20 protein-coding genes, 2 tRNA genes and 2 pseudogenes are annotated in these 16,805 nt (G+C 44.9%); 16 read left to right on the top strand and 8 right to left on the bottom strand.

Annotated elements, in window-relative coordinates; genetic code table 11:
* Positions 1–9 precede the first annotated feature (9 nt).
* From HYU97_08170 to dnaK, 12 genes are all read left to right on the top strand, one after another.
* Complete coding sequence (locus HYU97_08170) at positions 10–597, top strand: Hsp20/alpha crystallin family protein (protein ID MBI2336720.1); 588 nt, start codon at positions 10–12, stop codon at positions 595–597.
* Positions 597–2,771, top strand: coding sequence for a CDC48 family AAA ATPase (locus HYU97_08175; GenBank protein MBI2336721.1), 2,175 nt, complete (start codon positions 597–599; stop codon positions 2,769–2,771). The genes HYU97_08170 and HYU97_08175 overlap by 1 nt, the downstream gene beginning before the upstream one ends.
* Positions 2,768–3,787, top strand: a complete 1,020-nt coding sequence (locus tag HYU97_08180) for a GvpL/GvpF family gas vesicle protein (GenBank protein ID MBI2336722.1) — start codon at positions 2,768–2,770, stop codon at positions 3,785–3,787. Before HYU97_08175 ends, HYU97_08180 begins: the two co-directional genes overlap by 4 nt.
* 10 nt (positions 3,788–3,797) lie before the next feature.
* Positions 3,798–4,517 (top strand): GvpL/GvpF family gas vesicle protein, encoded by a 720-nt coding sequence (locus HYU97_08185; protein ID MBI2336723.1) that lies wholly within the window; start codon positions 3,798–3,800, stop codon positions 4,515–4,517.
* A 6-nt stretch (positions 4,518–4,523) separates the two neighbouring features.
* Complete coding sequence (locus HYU97_08190; GenBank protein MBI2336724.1) at positions 4,524–5,324, top strand: GvpL/GvpF family gas vesicle protein; 801 nt, start codon at positions 4,524–4,526, stop codon at positions 5,322–5,324.
* Entirely contained in the window at positions 5,308–5,538 is a 231-nt protein-coding gene (locus tag HYU97_08195) for a gas vesicle protein GvpG (GenBank protein ID MBI2336725.1), read from the top strand. Before HYU97_08190 ends, HYU97_08195 begins: the two co-directional genes overlap by 17 nt.
* A gap of 4 nt (positions 5,539–5,542) precedes the next feature.
* On the top strand, positions 5,543–5,833 hold the full coding sequence (locus tag HYU97_08200; GenBank protein ID MBI2336726.1) for a hypothetical protein: 291 nt from the start codon (positions 5,543–5,545) through the stop codon (positions 5,831–5,833).
* A gap of 15 nt (positions 5,834–5,848) precedes the next feature.
* A complete protein-coding gene (locus HYU97_08205) occupies positions 5,849–6,070 on the top strand; it encodes a gas vesicle protein (GenBank protein ID MBI2336727.1) in 222 nt (73 codons plus the stop codon).
* Between the two features lie 15 nt (positions 6,071–6,085).
* A complete protein-coding gene (locus HYU97_08210) occupies positions 6,086–6,406 on the top strand; it encodes a gas vesicle protein K (protein MBI2336728.1) in 321 nt (106 codons plus the stop codon).
* Positions 6,399–7,166 (top strand): GvpL/GvpF family gas vesicle protein, encoded by a 768-nt coding sequence (locus HYU97_08215; GenBank protein ID MBI2336729.1) that lies wholly within the window; start codon positions 6,399–6,401, stop codon positions 7,164–7,166. The genes HYU97_08210 and HYU97_08215 overlap by 8 nt, the downstream gene beginning before the upstream one ends.
* Before the next feature lie 13 nt (positions 7,167–7,179).
* Entirely contained in the window at positions 7,180–7,398 is a 219-nt protein-coding gene (locus HYU97_08220; GenBank protein MBI2336730.1) for a gas vesicle protein, read from the top strand.
* Positions 7,399–7,490: 92 nt separating this feature from the next.
* Positions 7,491–9,398, top strand: a complete 1,908-nt coding sequence (gene dnaK, locus HYU97_08225) for a molecular chaperone DnaK (GenBank protein MBI2336731.1) — start codon at positions 7,491–7,493, stop codon at positions 9,396–9,398.
* A 112-nt stretch (positions 9,399–9,510) separates the two neighbouring features.
* Here dnaK and HYU97_08230 read toward each other — a convergent pair whose 3' ends face one another.
* From HYU97_08230 to hpt, 5 genes are all read right to left on the bottom strand, one after another.
* Positions 9,511–9,834: an SCP2 sterol-binding domain-containing protein gene (locus HYU97_08230; protein ID MBI2336732.1), complete on the bottom strand. Its 324-nt coding sequence runs from the start codon at positions 9,832–9,834 to the stop codon at positions 9,511–9,513.
* A 32-nt stretch (positions 9,835–9,866) separates the two neighbouring features.
* Complete coding sequence (locus HYU97_08235) at positions 9,867–10,241, bottom strand: DUF2752 domain-containing protein (GenBank protein MBI2336733.1); 375 nt, start codon at positions 10,239–10,241, stop codon at positions 9,867–9,869.
* 161 nt (positions 10,242–10,402) lie between these two features.
* On the bottom strand, positions 10,403–10,789 hold the full coding sequence (locus HYU97_08240; protein MBI2336734.1) for a DUF4870 domain-containing protein: 387 nt from the start codon (positions 10,787–10,789) through the stop codon (positions 10,403–10,405).
* A 45-nt stretch (positions 10,790–10,834) separates the two neighbouring features.
* Positions 10,835–12,613 (bottom strand): long-chain fatty acid--CoA ligase, encoded by a 1,779-nt coding sequence (locus tag HYU97_08245; GenBank protein ID MBI2336735.1) that lies wholly within the window; start codon positions 12,611–12,613, stop codon positions 10,835–10,837.
* Positions 12,614–12,669: 56 nt separating this feature from the next.
* A complete protein-coding gene (hpt, locus tag HYU97_08250) occupies positions 12,670–13,194 on the bottom strand; it encodes a hypoxanthine phosphoribosyltransferase (protein ID MBI2336736.1) in 525 nt (174 codons plus the stop codon).
* Between the two features lie 218 nt (positions 13,195–13,412).
* Between hpt and HYU97_08255 the strand changes: the two genes are divergently transcribed.
* Positions 13,413–13,484, top strand: a tRNA-Cys gene (locus tag HYU97_08255).
* 46 nt (positions 13,485–13,530) lie between these two features.
* On the opposite strand, the pseudogene HYU97_08260 reads toward HYU97_08255, so the two are convergent.
* A pseudogene (locus tag HYU97_08260) lies at positions 13,531–13,917 on the bottom strand (ORF6N domain-containing protein).
* A gap of 94 nt (positions 13,918–14,011) precedes the next feature.
* On the opposite strand from HYU97_08260, the gene HYU97_08265 reads away from it, so the two are divergent.
* A complete protein-coding gene (locus HYU97_08265) occupies positions 14,012–15,310 on the top strand; it encodes a hypothetical protein (protein ID MBI2336737.1) in 1,299 nt (432 codons plus the stop codon).
* Here HYU97_08265 and HYU97_08270 read toward each other — a convergent pair.
* Both HYU97_08270 and HYU97_08275 read right to left on the bottom strand, forming a co-directional pair.
* Positions 15,285–15,812: pseudogene (locus HYU97_08270) on the bottom strand (ORF6N domain-containing protein). The gene HYU97_08265 and the pseudogene HYU97_08270 overlap by 26 nt on opposite strands.
* Complete coding sequence (locus HYU97_08275) at positions 15,809–15,985, bottom strand: hypothetical protein (GenBank protein ID MBI2336738.1); 177 nt, start codon at positions 15,983–15,985, stop codon at positions 15,809–15,811. Before HYU97_08275 ends, HYU97_08270 begins: the two are co-directional and overlap by 4 nt.
* A 154-nt stretch (positions 15,986–16,139) precedes the next feature.
* Here HYU97_08275 and HYU97_08280 point away from each other — a divergent pair.
* Positions 16,140–16,226, top strand: a tRNA-Leu gene (locus HYU97_08280).
* A gap of 4 nt (positions 16,227–16,230) precedes the next feature.
* Positions 16,231–16,683: a nucleotidyltransferase substrate binding protein gene (locus HYU97_08285; protein MBI2336739.1), complete on the top strand. Its 453-nt coding sequence runs from the start codon at positions 16,231–16,233 to the stop codon at positions 16,681–16,683.
* Positions 16,684–16,805 lie beyond the last annotated feature (122 nt).

The following is a 16,805-nucleotide window of genomic DNA, read 5'->3' on the forward strand; positions in this document are numbered from 1 at the left end:
GGCAAGTTTATGGCTAAAAAAAATGCTCACAAAAAAGAAAATCAGAAACCAGATGCTGAAATTGAGCTTGGTGGCAAGGGGCTACTTGGCGGGTTTTTCAAAGGGCTCGGTAGCCTCATCGAACTTGCCGATAAACTTGGCAAGACGGGAGGGATCGAAAAAAGTGGGACGTTTGGGGTCAATGGGCAAAAAGACGTCAATGGGGTCTATGGTTTTTCGATCAAGACCATGACCGGGCCGGGAGGCGCCGCAAGGCCGGTGGTCCAACCGTTTGGTGATTTGTCAAAATTCAAACCCTCAGCGCAATCGGTCAAAAAACAAAAGCCCGCCGGACCCACCGTGGAGGAGGCACGCGAACCCCTCACGGATATTTTTGACGAAGGCGGCTTTGTGCGGATTGTCGTGGAACTCCCGGGGGTTTCAGAGCCTGAACTGGTTTGTGAGATTCAAGGAGACGACATCGTTCAGATTTCGACAACCGGTAACAAGAAATATTCCAAAGAGATCCTTCTCACCCATAAAATCGACCCAGCAAGCGAGGAAAAAAGATTCACGAACGGTGTGTTGGAACTCAAGCTCAAAAAGAAGGTCAAATGATGCCCGAGCGCAAAGAAAAAACGGCAGAAGCAAAAAGCGCGACCCTTCGTGTCGGGGAGGCCCTCTCCAAAGACGTGGGGCGTGGAGTGGCACGAATCGACCCTGCGGAAATGGAGAAATTGGGCGTAAAGGTGGGAGAGGTAATCCATATCAAGGGGGAAAGAACCGTTGGCGCCAAGGTGCTGCCAACCTTCTCAGACCACCGCGGTCGTGGGATGATCGAAATTGATGGAATTATGCGCGAAAATGCCAAGGTCGGTCTTGATGAAAAAGTGCGGGTGACACCGGGGAATTTTGAACCAGCCAAATCCGTAACGCTCAAGACCCTGTCCCGGTTAGGCTTGGTCGATCCATCAGGACAGACCCGCTATCTGGGGCGCATGGTTGAAGGGCTTCCAGTGGCCAAAGGTGACAAGGTACAGGTGGCCCTGTTTGGTTCAAGAACTCGGCAATTTCATGTGATCCAAACCGCTCCTGAAGGCATTGTTTTAGTCACACCACAGACATCCATCAAGGTCGAAGAACCCAAAAGCAGAGAGGAAGCAAAGGGTGAATCAGACCAGGCAACCATTTCCTACGAAGACGTTGGAGGTTTGGGAAAAGAGATTCAACGGGTTCGCGAGATGATCGAGCTGCCCCTCAAAAGCCCACAAATTTTTGAGCGTTTGGGCATTGATCCTCCCAAAGGGGTTCTGCTTTACGGACCTCCGGGTACCGGAAAAACGCTGATTGCCCGCGCGGTGGCCCACGAATCGGATGCCAATTTTTACACCGTGGCAGGCCCCGAGATTGTCCACAAATTTTATGGCGAGTCAGAGCAACATTTAAGAAGCATTTTTGCGGAAGCCTCGCGCAATGCCCCAGCGATCATCTTCATCGACGAGATCGACTCGGTGGCCCCAAAGCGGGCCAATGTGCAGGGAGAGGTGGAAAAAAGGATTGTGGCAACACTTTTAAATCTCATGGATGGGCTGAAATCCCGCGGTGAATTGATTGTCATCGGGGCGACCAACATGCCCGATCTGTTGGACCAGGCATTGCGGCGACCCGGCCGCTTTGACCGCGAGATTGTCATCGGAATTCCAGACCGCGACGGACGCTTGAAGATCCTTGAGATCCACACCCGCGGCATGCCCATGGCCGCAGACGTCAGCCTGGAGCGACTCGCCGACATCACTCATGGCTACGTTGGCGCAGACCTCGAAGCCCTCGCCCGCGAAGCAGCGATGAGCTGTCTGCGCGAATCGATGGAGAAGGGAGATATCACCCTCGAAGATGTCCCCTACGACGTTATCGAATCACTCGAGGTAAATCACACTCACTTCATGCAAGCACTCAATGAGGTGGAACCCTCAGCCATTCGCGAGGTCTCCATTGAAGTACCCAACGTCCACTGGGCCGACATCGGCGGACTTGACAACGCAAAAATGATTTTGAGGGAAAGCGTCGAATGGCCGCTGCGCTACGACAAACTTTTCGAAAAGGCTAGGTTCAAACCAACAAAGGGAATTCTGTTGGGGGGACCGCCGGGGACAGGAAAGACCTTGCTCGCCAAGGCCCTGGCCACCGAATCGGAGGTCAACTTTATTTCTATCAAGGGCCCTGAGCTTGTTTCTAAATGGATTGGAGAGTCTGAAAAGGGAATCCGCGAAGTCTTCAAGAAGGCAAAATCCGCGGCCCCTTGCATCCTTTTTTTCGACGAGATGGATTCAATTGCGCCACGGCGGAGTTCCGGAGAGGGAGATTCGGGGGTCATGGGCCGAACGATCAGCCAATTTTTAACCGAGTTGGATGGGCTGGAAGAATTGAGAGGGGTGGTTGTGCTTGGCGCCACCAATCGAACAGACCTGATTGATCCGGCCATCCTTAGGCCCGGGCGCTTTGATCACTTGATTCAGTTGGGCCTCCCCGACATTGACGCAAGGGAGGCTATCTTCAAGATCCACACCCGAGACAGGCCCATGGAGCAAGGGATCAACATGTCCAAATTGGCTCGGGAAACGGAAGGGATGAGCGGGGCAGAGATCGAGGCCATCTGCAAACAGGCCATCACCCTTGCCATTCGGGAGTTTATCGGGGCCCATCCAAAAGATGCCAACGAAAAGGCCGAAAAATTTTGGGTCCGCAAGGCACATTTTGACGCTGCCGCAAAGAAGAAGGGGGACGCGACATGAGTCTGTATCTTTACGGGGTCATTGATAGCCAAGACAAGGTCGCCCTAGGGCCAATCGGCTTTGACCGCCAGCAGGTAGAGATTTTGCCCGCGGGGAGGCTGGCGGCTATGGTGGGCCCTTCACCCCAAGAAGATTTTTTTCACATGCCGAAAGAAAAACTGGTGGGGCTTCTCCTGTCCCACCAACAAACACTCGAGACCGTCATGAAACGTTTTTTTGTCCTTCCCTTCAAATTCGGAACGACCCTAAAGGATGAATCGGAAGCAACCCGGATTTTGCAAGAGGGAAGAGAAGCGCTAACCAAACTCATGGGGCAAATGAAAGGCTGCACCGAAATCGACGTCATCGCAACTTGGGATGTGAAAAAAACCCTCCAGGAGATTGCCGAAGAAGATCCTGAAATCGCTGCGTGTAAAAAGGCAGTAACCCACGGCCACACCAACGGCGACGTGGCCTTTGTGGGCATGCTCCTTGCCAAGGCCCTAAAACAAAGGGCCGAACAATGGAAAGGCGAAATTACCCAGGCCCTTTTCAACTATAATGTCGCTCCTCACGATCTGTTGAATGACACCATGATCCTCAATTCATCTTTTCTAGTCCCCCATCAAGAAGAAAAGAATTTTATGACAAAGCTCGAAAAAGTAGATGCCCATTTTGGTGGAAAAATCCATTTCAAATGCGTGGGTCCCCTCCCCCCTTATAGTTTTGCAACGATCATGATCAAACGGTTTGACCCCGTCCAGATTCAACAGGCGGCCGCCATGCTTCGTTTAAACGGCCGGACCGAATTATTAGAACTCAAAAAAATCTACCGACAATTATCTAAAGAGTTTCATCCGGATCACTGTTTAAAACCTTCTCAAAACGAGGCTGGGTTTGAAGACATCAACAAGGCCTATGAAATGGTCGCTGACTATTGCAAAGACGGACCCAAGTCGCTCGAAAGGGCCGCGGTAGAGAGTTTTTCACGGTTGGAGGTCTGCGCAGCACAACAGGAGTCGCACTGTGCGGCATGAAGGAAAATATATGTATGGAATTATCGCAACCGACGAAGCCCCAAATTTTGGGCCCATAGGAATGGGAGGGGGTGAAAGTGAAGTGATTACGGTGGGCACTCAAGGATTGGCCGCGGTGATCAGCGATGCCTCGCTGGATCACTACACCCTTTCCAAAGAAAACCTCACGACCCATACCCGCGTGATTGAAAAAGTGGCAGAAGACTACACAATTCTTCCCATGCGATTTTGCACCGTGGCCGAATCAACCGATGAGATACTCTCTTTTTTGGAGGACAACGAGCGTCAACTCAAAAACAGCCTAAAAGATTTAGAGGGAAAGGTGGAGATCGGGATCAAAATCATTTGGAAAAACATGAAAGAGATTTACGAGGAAATGACCCTTGAAAACCGCAAGATAAAAGAAATTAAAACAGGGGGCGGCAAAGACATGCAAGGCCTGATCCAGGCCGGACAAATGGTCGAAGTCGCCCTAGAAGAAAAAAAAGCGGTTGAGGGGGAGGAATATCTTCGACCCCTAAAAAAAATGTCGGTCCGATTCAAGGAGGAAGAAAACAAGACAGAAGACATGGTCGTCACCGCTTCCTTCCTGATAGATAAGGCGTGGCTTGGCGAGTTTGATGCGCAGGTAGACAAAATGGGGCGGGAGCATCATAAACGGATTGATGTTAAATATATTGGCCCGATTCCTCCGTTTAGTTTTGTTAATCTAGAAATGCATTGGGAGTGAGAATTTATGAATGGACTTTGGCTCTATTGCATCATTGAAAACCGCGGGGAAATGAAATGGAACTGCCTTGGGATTCATGGTACCAGCGCGGTCTTTGTGGTACCCGGCGGTGAGTTTGCCGCGGTGGTTTCCGAGGAACCGATGAAAAAGTATCCACTGGTGCGCGACTATTTGATCGCTCACCAAAAGGTGAATGAAACAGTGATGCAGGGGCGTTCGGTGCTGCCGGTCCGGTTTTGCACCATGACGGAGCGCAAGGAAAAGATTGTTGACGAGGTGCTCGTACCCAAGGCGCAGGAGTTTCGGAAAGAATTCGCCGAAATCGAAGGGAAAGAGGAATATGGGTTGCGAGTTCGGTGGACAAACCTCGACCGTATTTTTCGTGAGATAGGTGAAACCGATGAAAAGATTTTAGAGAAAAAAAAGAAAATCCTTTTGCAGACCGAAGCAGAGAGACGCATTGAACTGGTTGACATTGGGCATTGGGTTCAAACGGCGATCCAGCAAAAGAACCAAGCCATGGTCGACGCCTTGATGGCAGAACTTGTTCCACTCGCAACTCGGTCGAAGAAAAATAACACGCTGGGAGATGCCATGATTTTAAACGCGGCGTTCCTGCTCAAAAAGGGTGTTGAGCCAGCCTTGAGCGCCAAGGTTTTGTCCCTGGATGAAAAATACAAAGGCCTGCTGCAGTTCAAGTATGTCGGCCCTGTGCCGCCGTTCAATTTTGTAGAAATCGTTATCAAGTGGCGAGAAGAGCCAAGCCACGCCACGGTGCAAGGAGAAAAAAATGTTTCTGTTGGATGACCTATTGCTTGCCCCCATCAAGGGGGTTAAATGGCTCGGCGAGAAACTTCGAACCATGGCCGACAAGGAGCTCTTTGATCCCGACAAGATTCAAGAGGAACTCATGACCCTTCAAGCCAAACTCGATATGGGCGAGATTGCCGAGCAAGAATACGAGGCAAAAGAAGTAGAGCTACTGAAGAGACTTTCGGAAATTCAAGAAAGGCAGGAGTAAAGTTATGTTTGGTATCCATGAAGCACAACAAAAGGTCGTTGATTTTCTCGCAACGGAGCTTGGAAAAGAGCGGGAAATGATACGTTTTATCAAGATGGCGAAGTTTGAAGCCAATTGGGAGGCAAAAGTTGAGGTAACAGAACTCAACGAATACCTCAAAAAATTGGGACATCCTACAATCTTTGACAGAAACGTCTACACCGTGGTGCTCGATCCGACCCTTGAGATTGTGAGTTTTGCTCAAACCGCTTCCCGCGAACGAAGTTACGCAACGGAAGAGCGAGAGGAAATTTAAGGAAGGAAGTTCGCCATGCAACATTCAACTCATGGGGAGAGTTTAGCCGATGTGGTGGAACGTGTCCTCGATAAGGGGTTGGTCATCAACGCCGATATCGTAATTTCGCTTTGTCAAACCGAACTTATTTCCATCAAACTGCGCGCCGCCATCGCCTCTTTTGAGACAGCGGCCAAGTGGGGGCTCGCCTTTCCTTCCGACACGCGAATAAATGCGCCCGTGTCAGCGAAGGTTTAAAAAACGGGGTGTTATATGAAACTCGAAATTGACGACAAAGAACTCAAACACGGAGTACTGGGGCTTGTGCTGGCAGTGGTTGAAGTGATACGCGACACCTTGAAGATCCAGTCGGTCAAAAGAATGGAGGGGGGGCGCTTGACTGAGCAGCAAATTGAACGGTTGGGCAACGCACTCCTAGAGCTTGACCGCGCGATTGAACAGATCAAAGAAGAACAAGGTGTTTCCGAAGCAGTCCGGTCGGTGAGAGATGGCTTGGATGATCTCGTGAACAGCATGATTCATACGGTTGCAAACCCCATCAACGCCGAAAAAGATGGGTGTTTTAATGTCTAAAGGGATTTACCTATTTTGCGTCGCTGTGGGGTCTCAGGAGGAGGATCTAGTGCTCAAAGGGATTGGGGGAGAGGCAGTTTTTACGGTATCGACCGCTGGACTTTCCGCGGTGGTGCAATCTTGTGGTGAGCCTTTTTCCTCAAAGGATCCCAAACTGATCTCGGAATGGATTTTAACCCATCAGGCCGTGGTAGATTTTGCCTGGGAACGTTTTGCAACGGTACTTCCTTTCAGCTTTGATACGATTGTCATCGAGAAAGATGGAAAATCGGCCCGTGAGAATCTCTTGGCCTGGCTTGAAAAAGAGGCCATTGCCCTCAGAGAAAAATTGGCAAGGCTTGAAGGAAAGGCGGAGTATGGTGTGCAGATCTCGTGGGACCCTTTGCGCATAGCCCCTCGAATCACACAGCGGGACGCTAATTTTCAGTTACTTGAGGCAAAAATTCAAGCAGCCCCCCCTGGCACGGCCTATCTTTTAAAGCAGCAATTGGAAGCCCTCCTCAAAGAGCGGCTCGAAATAGCGGCAGATGCCTATTTTAAGGAATTCTATCAAAAGATCAAAGAGTGCACTGAGGAGGTCAAGGTTGAAAAAACAAAAAAAGAAGAGGCGCCCCGCCAGATGCTTGCCAATCTGTCTTGCCTGGCTCCCAAGGAAAGTATTGCCCGATTGGGGGATCAATTAGACAAGATCGGAAAGATAGATGGATTCTTTGTTCGATTTACGGGCCCCTGGCCTCCCTACAGTTTTGTAAATTTATAAATAGTGTGAACACATGGAACCCGCTCGTTCAGGCCATGCCACATTGGTGGACTTACTCGACCGAATTCTCGATAAGGGGTTGATTTTAAATGCCGACCTGATTATCTCTTTAGCGGGAGTACCCCTCATCGCCGTTTCACTTCGAGCGGCCATCGCCAGCATTGAAACCATGGCAAAATACGGGATGATGAGAGAGTTGATTCAAGACGCAAGTCGAGAAAAAATTCATTAAAATGATGAGGCTAGCCCCTTGACGCATGGGCTTTGATGCTCATCTTAAAACAAAGGAATTTGGGAATCTAAAACCATGAAGGAGTATGCTGCATGGCTACGAAAAATTCAAAGAAAATCATTGGGATAGACCTCGGAACGACTAACAGTGTTGTCGCGGTCATGGAGGGTGGCGAGGTTAAAGTTATTCCCAACCAAGAAGGCACCAACACCACACCTTCGGTCGTCGGTTTTACCAAAGATGGAGAAATTTTGTGCGGCCAAGTGGCGAAACGTCAGGCCATCACCAACCCTGAAAATACCATTTACAGTGTCAAACGCTTTATGGGGCGTCAGTTTAAAGAAGTACATGAAGAAAGCAAACGCGTGCCCTACCATGTGGTGGAGGGCAAAAATGGCGCCGCCAATATTTCTGCCCAAAGTAAAGAAGTTACCCCACAAGAAATTTCTTCAAAGATTTTACTTAAACTGAAACAGGCCGCTGAAGATTATCTGGGCGAAAAAGTCACCGAAGCTGTGATTACGGTTCCTGCTTATTTTAACGATGCCCAACGCCAAGCCACCAAAGATGCTGGCAAAATCGCTGGCCTCGAAGTGCGCCGTATTATCAATGAACCCACTGCCGCAGCCCTAGCTTACGGGCTTGATAAAAAAGAAAGTGAGATTATTGCAGTTTATGACTTTGGCGGTGGTACCTTCGATATCTCCATTCTTGAAGTGGGCGACAAAGTGGTCGAGGTTATTGCAACCAACGGCGATACTCACTTAGGCGGTGACAATTTCGACCAACGCATCATTGATTATTTGATTGAAGAATTTAAAAAAGACCAAGGCATTGATGTCAGCAAAGACAAAATGGTTTTGCAACGGCTCAAAGAAGCCTCTGAAAAGGCCAAGATCGAACTCTCAAGTACGGTCGAAACCGAAATTAACTTGCCTTTCTTAACCGCCGATCAAAATGGCCCTAAACATCTTAATATCAAACTCACTCGGGCTAAATTTGAATCGCTGGTTGATGACCTTGTCCAACGCAGTTTTGAGCCCCTCAAACAGGCTTTAAAAGACGCCAACCGCAAACCCTCGGATATTGATGAAGTGGTGTTGGTGGGTGGTTCCACTCGTACGCCCAAAATTCAAGAAGGGGTTAAGAAATTCTTTGGCAAAGACCCACACAAGGGTGTGAACCCCGATGAAGTGGTAGCCGTAGGCGCCGCTATTCAAGGCGGCGTGTTAGCGGGCGACGTTAAAGATGTCTTGCTCTTAGATGTTACACCTCTATCATTGGGAATTGAAACCTTAGGTGGAGTTATGACTCGCTTGATCGAACGTAACACCACAATCCCCACCAAAAAATCCCAAGTGTTTTCTACCGCAGCCGATGGGCAAACCAGTGTTGAAATTCACGTTGTGCAAGGTGAACGCGAAATGGCCAACGATAATAAATCGCTGGGGCGGTTTCATCTCGATGGCATTCCACCTGCACCTCGTGGCATCCCCCAAGTTGAAGTTACTTTTGATATTGATGCGAACGGTATTTTGAATGTGAGTGCGATGGATAAGGCCACCGATAAAAAACAACATATCACCATCACCGCCACCACTTCGCTTTCGAAAGACGAAGTAGAAAATTTGGTGAACGACGCCAAAAAGCATGAACATGAAGACAAACAAAAACGTGAAACCATTGAAACTCGCAATGCTGCCGACTCGTTGGTTTATAGTACTGAAAAAGTCTTAACAGAAAACAAAGACAAGGTCGATGCGGCCACAGTCTCCACGATTGAAAAGGCCATCGAAGAATTAAAAGAAGCCATCAAAAAAGAAGATGCAGCCGCCATGAAAAGCGGGATCGATAAATTACAACAGGCCTCTCAAAAATTAGGCGAGCTGCTCTACAAAGCGAGCGAAGCCAAGGGCGCAAGTGGCGAAGAAGCACCTAAAGAAGAGAAGAAAGAAAAAGATAACGTTGTAGACGCGGAGTTTGAAGAAAGTAAGGATTAGGCTGTCATTGCGAGCCCAGCAGGGCGAAGCAATCCCACCGGTTAGACACAGAGAGATTGCTTCGCCCTGCTGGGCTCGCAATGACAGAAGAGCCTTGGCCTCACAATGACATTTAGTCCAAAATACTTCCCAATTTAATTGCCAAGCCCATGTCGCCGGCCACTTTAAGCTTGCCGGTCATAAAGGCCATTTGGGGATTCAGTTTGCCATCAAGAATTTGACCAAGATTTTCGGTCGTGATACTAACCGTACAATTGGCTTTGCCGGTTGACCCTTCAACTACTTTGCCTTCGCCTTGGGTAAAATCGAGCGACCAAACGCCACCTTCATCCCCCGAGACATTAAATTCATAAATCGATTTAATACCGGTTGTTTTATCTGCATTCTTTTTTAATTTTTCCGGGATCTTTGTTGTAAATAAGTCTTTCGCAGACATTGATTACCTCCAAGTTAAAGGGTCTTTGCTTTTTAAAAAGTAACCCCTGAATTAACAAGGGATAGAGTTGCTGTCAAGCGAGGTAATAATTTCAACATCCATTGTAAGAATAAAAGTACTAAAAAAGAGCTGCTGATCATTTGATTACCCCTTTTGCTTGACCACATGGGGTACCGCCCCCAAAACAAGCGAAAGCTATGGCTCACCCCCCAAAGAAAAAATAATAACGCCAACGGATAAACCGCCGCATTCATTTTCAAAGCAGATAAAAATTGTAAGTGAATTAAAAAATAAAAAGCCCGGGTCAACCCACAACCCGGGCATTCAAAACCTAAAGCTAACTTAACAACACACAACGGAGTTGTCTCAATCCACCGAAGCGGGATGAACAAAGCTATCGAGAACAAAACAGCTAATGTAACTAATATTCTTAAACCTCTGTCATCCCCGCGAAGGCGGGGATCCAGCATTTCTGTGGACACGATGAGCACTGGATCCCCGCCTTCGCGGGGATGACAGCCTATTTAAAAGTTAATTTACCGTAGTAGTCTGCGATTGGGTCAATCGATTATTTAGCGGCTTGTTTTTCGGCAATATCGCCAAGGTATGGAACTTTCCACTTTTGGCCCTGATAAGCCTTTACCATGCAAACAATCATGACGATAAACACCGCCAACCACACGAGCCAAGAAATGGCAGTAAAAATACCGGCTAAGGCCAGCGAAAAGGTCGCCAGAATGGAAATAAAAATTGCCATCACCAGATAAAAGGCCATGAAACCACCACCTAACAGGATGGATTGCCAGGCATGAAATTTAACGTCTTTGTTGTCTTTTTCGATGAGTAAGAAAATGATCCCTGTCACAAAACCACAGATGTAACACAACAGTGAAGCGACATTGGGTGCTAACCCTGAACCACCTGAGGTTGGGGAGCTTTGAGTTGGTTGATTCATGGACGATCCTCCTTATGATTTATGAAAAGTAAGCTTTTATATACACTAATCTTTATAAAGGCTATCTAAAACTTCTTTATATTTCTGGCTAACGAATTTCCGTTTTACTTTAAGAGATGGGGTTAACTCGCCGCTTTCAATAGAAAAATCATTTCCTAAAATCGCAAATTTTTTAATGGTTTCATAGCTGGGCAATTGCCGATTCTTTTCATCAATGAGTTTTTTGACCATTTGAAAAATCTTGGGATGTTGCACCAACTCTTGATAAGGTACCCCATTGAGCCCTCGTTTTTGCGCATAATGATGCACTTCTTGTTCATTCAAAGTAATCAATGCCGAAAGATATTTGCGCTTGTCACCATGCACCATGACCTGACTAATCACAGGTTCTGTTTTGATTAAATTTTCGATATTTTGAGGGGCCACATTTTTGCCAGCCGCCGTTACGATGATATCTTTTTTTCGATCGGTAATGCGCAAATGACCGTCTTGGTCAAATTCGCCAATATCGCCGGTTTTAAACCAATCTTCTACAAAAGCTTCGGCCGTGGCCTGAGGATTATTATAATAACCTTTAAAAACCATTCCGCCCCGCACTAAAATTTCACCATCTTCGGCAATTTTTTGTTCGGCGTATTTTACGGTTTGACCCACGGTTCCAAATCTACAGTGAGTTAAGGTGTTAACATTGGTAGCCCCCGTGGTTTCGGTTAAACCATAACCTTCTAGAATAACTAGACCAGCGGCGTTAAAAAATTCGGCGATCTCTTTAGCTAAGGGCGCACCCCCTGAAACAAAAAAGCGAATTCGCCCCCCTAATTTTTCATGGAGCTTTGAAAATACCAAAGAACTAGCCACCGAATAACTCAAAGAATCCAAAAGTGAAATTTTTTGCCCTTTAATGCGAGATTCCCCTACTCTGCGACCTAAGTCTGAAGCCCACTGGAAAATCTTTTGTTTTAATAGAGAAGCATTTTCCACATCGCTCATCACCTTCGTATGAATTTTTTCAAAAATACGCGGCACGGCCACAATAAAATGGGGGTTGACCTCTTGGATATTATCAACCAGATGATCGATGCTTTCGGCGTAGGCATGCACAAAACCCACCGCCAATTGAAAAAACTGCACCGCCCTAGCCAAAATATGAGCCAAAGGCAAAAACATGATGCTTACTTCTTGCCCGGTTAACTGAAAGGCCTCTCTCATGGCCTCTACTTCTTTAATGATATTATCATGAGTTAACATCACGCCTTTGGGCATGCCGGTGGTACCCGAAGTGTAAACCAAAGTTGCTAAATCATCGCGGGTAATTTCTTTAATTCGCAAAGAAAAATCTTGCGGGTCGGTGCCTTCGCCCATCCGCATCAATTCTTTAAAGGTTAGCACTTCAGGTTCATTGCTTTTACCGGTAAACAAAATGATTTTTTTCAAACTTTTAATACCATCGCGAATTCCAAAGACCTTCTCTAATTGATTTTTATCTTCTACAAAAATAGCCTTGGCCCCTGAATCGTTGAGGATGTGAAGGGCTTCATCGGGCAAGGTAGATTGATAGATGGGAACCGTGATGGCCCCCAACGATAAAATGGCTAAGTCGGTTAGAGTCCATTCATAACGAGTTAAGGAAAGGATGCAAACTTTATCTCCCCGTTTAATCCCCATTTTTTTCAAACCTTCAGAAATTTGAATTACTTTTTCTAAGGATTGATTCCAAGAAAGGACATTCCAATCTTTGTTTTTCTTATACTTAAGACAAGGGGCCTCTTTTAAACGGCCAGTGGTTTCTTCAAAGGCGAGTAAAATATTTTCTAACAACATCATAATAAGTTCCTCAAATCCGCGAATTTTTATAATAAATTTTAAGGAGGTGTCTAGTACTATTTAGGCTCGAGATACCCTATATAGGGTAAATGCCGGTATTGACCATTTAAATCCATACCATACCCCACCACATATAAATTTTTAATGGTGAACCCTATAAATTCCACCGGAGTATTTTTTTCACTTTCTTTTTTCAAAAGGGCGCAAATTTTTAGAGATTTCGGATTTTTAGAAAGTAAATGTTCACGGATAAATTGAAGTGAAGAACCCGTATCGACGATGTCTTCTACCACCAGCACATGTTTATTGGCAATGGGCTGGGTGAGATCAAATTCTAAGCGCAGTTGCCGAGGTTTTCCCCTGGCATCATAACTGCTAATCCGCAAAAAGTCGCAAGTAACCGGTTGCTTTAGGTGACGAACAAGATCACTCATAAAAACAAAGGCCCCTTTAAGCACCCCAACCACAACCAGATCCTGCCCACTCGTCGCTCGATGGATTTCTTTAGCCAAGCTCGCCATTCTTTTTTTTAAGGCGGATTCGCTAATTAACACCTTAATCTTCTTGGATTTTTTCCTCATGGTACTGAATATGACCTAAACTAATGTTCTAAACAAGGCAATTAGAACAGATCTTTTTGAATCAATGATTGCAAAAGTTTTCTAACTTCATTAGGGAAAACAGACTATTTGTTCGTCTTCAATCCTCTATTTTCCATTTTCTAATGCCATTTTCTAAAATTTTCGCACTAGAAAATAGCATGAGAAAATAGAGGAAAAATTTTCTTGCGAAAATTTTTGGCCAGGTAGCCAAGTGGTAAGGCAGAGGTCTGCAAAACCTTTACACGTGGGTTCAATTCCCACCCTGGCCTCATTCTTTAAAATCCAATTTGCCTCTTTGATTTTATCGGAGGCTTCAAGTTCTTTGTGATGACTCACCACTTCTCTCATTTTGACAAAAGCTCGCATAATTTCGATGTTTACCCGAACAGCGTTTTTGCTCCTCAGCACACTTGAAAGCATAGCAACCCCTTGTTCAGTAAAAACGATTGGTAAGTGCTTGATATTTTTACCTTTAATCAAGGTCACAATTTGTGACCTTGATTGAATCACTCCTACCTCATCCCATGTAAGTTCAAACATAAAGTCCATGGGAAATCGATCAAGGTTTCGCCTTACCGCCTGGTTTAAAACCTTGGTTTGCACACTATAAAGCATTGCTAGATCGCTAGCGAACATTACTTTGTATCCACGTAAGAAGAAAATACGTTTGGTAATTTCATCAATTGAGATTAAATCTCTCATAAAATTTTATCTTAGCAATTACCATGCCAGTTGGACTGGTCACAAATTGTGACCAATTGTAAAACAGAACAAAATAAAATAGAGGTTTATTTGATTGAAAACTAAAACAAAAAAAATTCTGCTGTTAGTGGGAATTCTTAGCGCGTTTGGCTTATTGGTTTTTTATTCACCGATTTTTCTTGGTTGGATCACTCACGATATTTCTCCCATCGATGATTCAGACCTTCTACTCGGTAAAATTTCCATCTTAGAACAGGGCAATGGCTATTTTGATTTAGTCAAAGCCGTGGCAAATCTTAAATCTATTATTGATGAGCACGAACGAAACCTTGAACTTTTTGACATGGTGGAGGGAAAAACTTGGGATGAGAAATTGGCTGATGAACTACTTTCACAAAATCAGGCTACTTTGGACCACTTTCATGCTGCAATGCAAAGGCCAGCCTTTCAAAACCCTGCTTTTAGCAATCCTGAAGAAATAAGTTTTAAAACAAAATCGTTCGTAAACGCGTTTTCAATAATGGATCTAAGTAAACTCGAAACCCTCTATTTATTGTCCCTTACCAAAAAACGGCTTCATCATGAAGCCATTAACCAATCCTTACAACTAATGAAATTCGGACAAAAAATGCAGGATTCGGTCACAAGCCTTTTGTTTTATATGGTAGGAAGCTCTCTTAAACAACAAGGGATAAACATCATACAACAAACGATTCTTTCGAATTCAACACCGGTTGAAGATCTACAAAGTTATATCCAATCATTAGAACCATTTTATGACAATGAACGTGGTTTAATTAATGCAATGAAATTTGAATACGCCTTGTTCAAAAATTTATTCAAGAATCCAAAAAATATTAATGAACGGAACATCTTAATCAAAGATAATAAATCTTTTTTAAAAAAATGGTTTAAGAAAGGTGACCCACGTTCTCGAACAATCGAGATTGGTTATTATTTTAGACCCAATAAGACACTACAAATGAAGGCCGAAAATACTCGAGCCATAATCGAAAAAATATCCCTCCCCTGTGGGGATTTAGCGGACATCCCACAACCTACTCAAAAATCTCGCGTCATCATGTATTTTACCGAAAATATAATGGGTAAGCTGATGGTTGAAATGGTTTCCCTTGACCTCGTACGACACATTGAAAAAAGGTGTGAAGAAGATTGGCTCCTTGCCACCACCCAAAGCCTAATGGCCATTCAAGCTTACAAACTTGAAAAAGGAGATTATCCGAAAACTTTAGAGGACTTATCTCCCACTTACCTTCCCCACCCTCCCATCGACCCTTATGATGGCCAAGTGCTAAAGTATGATCTTGAGAAAAAAATCATTTATTCAGCAAGTAAAGATAAAAATCTTAAGTATTCTTTTGATCAACTTTAAACCCAATTTGCTTTTTTGATTTTGTCGGAGGTTTCATCAATTCACGAATAGCTTCAAATAATGTGCGAATATGACTGTCGTGTTTTGAAACTACTTTCTCTCATTCGGTCATCTTTTCAAAAAGCTCTTTGTGATGAGAGACAAGCTCACGCATTTTTACAAAGGCACGAACTACATAAATGCTAGCCTCGATGGCATGCTGACTGTTTAGCAGCGATGCTGCCATAATAGCCCCATGCTCAGTGAACACGCATGGTAACCCCTTATAAAATTTAAGCTTTTTGAGGTGGTCACAAATTGTGACCACCTCATGTTTCTCTTTCTTAGTAATTTGAAAGATAAAATCCTTGGGAAATCTTGAACTATTTCTTTTCACAGCTTGGTTTAAAACTTTTGTCGAAACCCCATAAAGACCCGCCAAATCAGCATCTAAAATGACTTTTTGGCCACGAAGGAATAAAATTCGTTCGGTAATTTCATAAATGGGAACTAAATTATTCATGGTCGATGATTAAAAGCAATAATCATACCAAAGACGAAGTGGTCACAAATTGTAACCACCCATTGGGTTTGAATCAACGATTGCCAAACTCCCTTATTTTCACTAGTGGGATAGGGGAAATTTGTATAAAGGTTTTCAGAAATGTCCCAGGCCAAGGCAAAATTAATTTTCAAGCGAGGCGTACTCGCGTAATAGGTAAACTTCAGCCAGTGGCTGAAGGCAAACTATGGAAGCGTATAAGCTCTTGATCCGAGCTGGCTGTACGTCGAGCGAAGAAAATTAATTTTAACGCAGGCATGGGGCATTTATGGAAACCGTATCTTTAAGGCCCGGGTGGCGAAATAGGTAGACGCACAGGACTTAAAATCCTGAGTTCCGAATAGGGACGTGCCGGTTCGATTCCGGCCCCGGGCACATTATGAAAAATGTACGTTGGAAACAGAGATTTCAAAACTTTGAAAAATCTTTTTTGCAGCTAGAAATAGCACTTAAAATCAAAAAACCTTCTGATACAGAGCGGGCGGGGCTGATTCAATTTTTTGAGCTTAGCTTTGAATTAGCATGGAAAACACTTAAAGATTATCTTGAATCACAAGGCTTTCAAGTGAATAGCCCCCGAGAAACGTTGAAGCAAGCCTATCAGGCCCAAGTGATCAACCATGGAGAGATTTGGATAGAAGCGCTCGATAACCGTAACCTAACCGTGTATGCCTATGATGAAGCTACCTGTTTGAAAATTGTTGATTTGATTCAAAATAAATATTTTTCTATTCTTAAAGAACTCTATCAAACCTTGAAAAATAAAAACTCACAAGCAGAAGATTCGGAATTTACCCTGAGGGCTGCCGAAGGGCCTCTGGGTTCAGAATGACATGGTAGTTTGAGTTGATTTTAATACTGTAACTAACCCAGAATTTAAAAAGCACATCCAGCAATACGGTCAAATTTTTTTTACTAACAAGTCCTCTGTATAGGCTACAGATTGCGAGGATT

It is taken from the genome of Deltaproteobacteria bacterium (assembly GCA_016183235.1).
Lineage (GTDB): Bacteria > UBA10199 > UBA10199 > DSSB01 > JACPFA01 > JACPFA01.

Excerpts from the sequence above, each read along its gene's own strand:
- HYU97_08170 (MBI2336720.1), top strand. The coding sequence starts at position 10 with ATGGCTAAAAAAAATGCTCACAAAAAAGAAAATCAGAAACCAGATGCT.
- HYU97_08175 (MBI2336721.1), top strand. The coding sequence starts at position 597 with ATGCCCGAGCGCAAAGAAAAAACGGCAGAAGCAAAAAGCGCGACCCTT.
- HYU97_08180 (MBI2336722.1), top strand. The coding sequence starts at position 2,768 with ATGAGTCTGTATCTTTACGGGGTCATTGATAGCCAAGACAAGGTCGCC.
- HYU97_08185 (MBI2336723.1), top strand. The coding sequence starts at position 3,798 with ATGTATGGAATTATCGCAACCGACGAAGCCCCAAATTTTGGGCCCATA.
- HYU97_08190 (MBI2336724.1), top strand. The coding sequence starts at position 4,524 with ATGAATGGACTTTGGCTCTATTGCATCATTGAAAACCGCGGGGAAATG.
- HYU97_08195 (MBI2336725.1), top strand. The coding sequence starts at position 5,308 with ATGTTTCTGTTGGATGACCTATTGCTTGCCCCCATCAAGGGGGTTAAA.
- HYU97_08200 (MBI2336726.1), top strand. The coding sequence starts at position 5,543 with ATGTTTGGTATCCATGAAGCACAACAAAAGGTCGTTGATTTTCTCGCA.
- HYU97_08205 (MBI2336727.1), top strand. The coding sequence starts at position 5,849 with ATGCAACATTCAACTCATGGGGAGAGTTTAGCCGATGTGGTGGAACGT.
- HYU97_08210 (MBI2336728.1), top strand. The coding sequence starts at position 6,086 with ATGAAACTCGAAATTGACGACAAAGAACTCAAACACGGAGTACTGGGG.
- HYU97_08215 (MBI2336729.1), top strand. The coding sequence starts at position 6,399 with ATGTCTAAAGGGATTTACCTATTTTGCGTCGCTGTGGGGTCTCAGGAG.
- HYU97_08220 (MBI2336730.1), top strand. The coding sequence starts at position 7,180 with ATGGAACCCGCTCGTTCAGGCCATGCCACATTGGTGGACTTACTCGAC.
- dnaK (MBI2336731.1), top strand. The coding sequence starts at position 7,491 with ATGGCTACGAAAAATTCAAAGAAAATCATTGGGATAGACCTCGGAACG.
- HYU97_08230 (MBI2336732.1), bottom strand. The coding sequence starts at position 9,834 with ATGTCTGCGAAAGACTTATTTACAACAAAGATCCCGGAAAAATTAAAA.
- HYU97_08240 (MBI2336734.1), bottom strand. The coding sequence starts at position 10,789 with ATGAATCAACCAACTCAAAGCTCCCCAACCTCAGGTGGTTCAGGGTTA.
- HYU97_08245 (MBI2336735.1), bottom strand. The coding sequence starts at position 12,613 with ATGATGTTGTTAGAAAATATTTTACTCGCCTTTGAAGAAACCACTGGC.
- hpt (MBI2336736.1), bottom strand. The coding sequence starts at position 13,194 with ATGAGGAAAAAATCCAAGAAGATTAAGGTGTTAATTAGCGAATCCGCC.
- HYU97_08285 (MBI2336739.1), top strand. The coding sequence starts at position 16,231 with ATGAAAAATGTACGTTGGAAACAGAGATTTCAAAACTTTGAAAAATCT.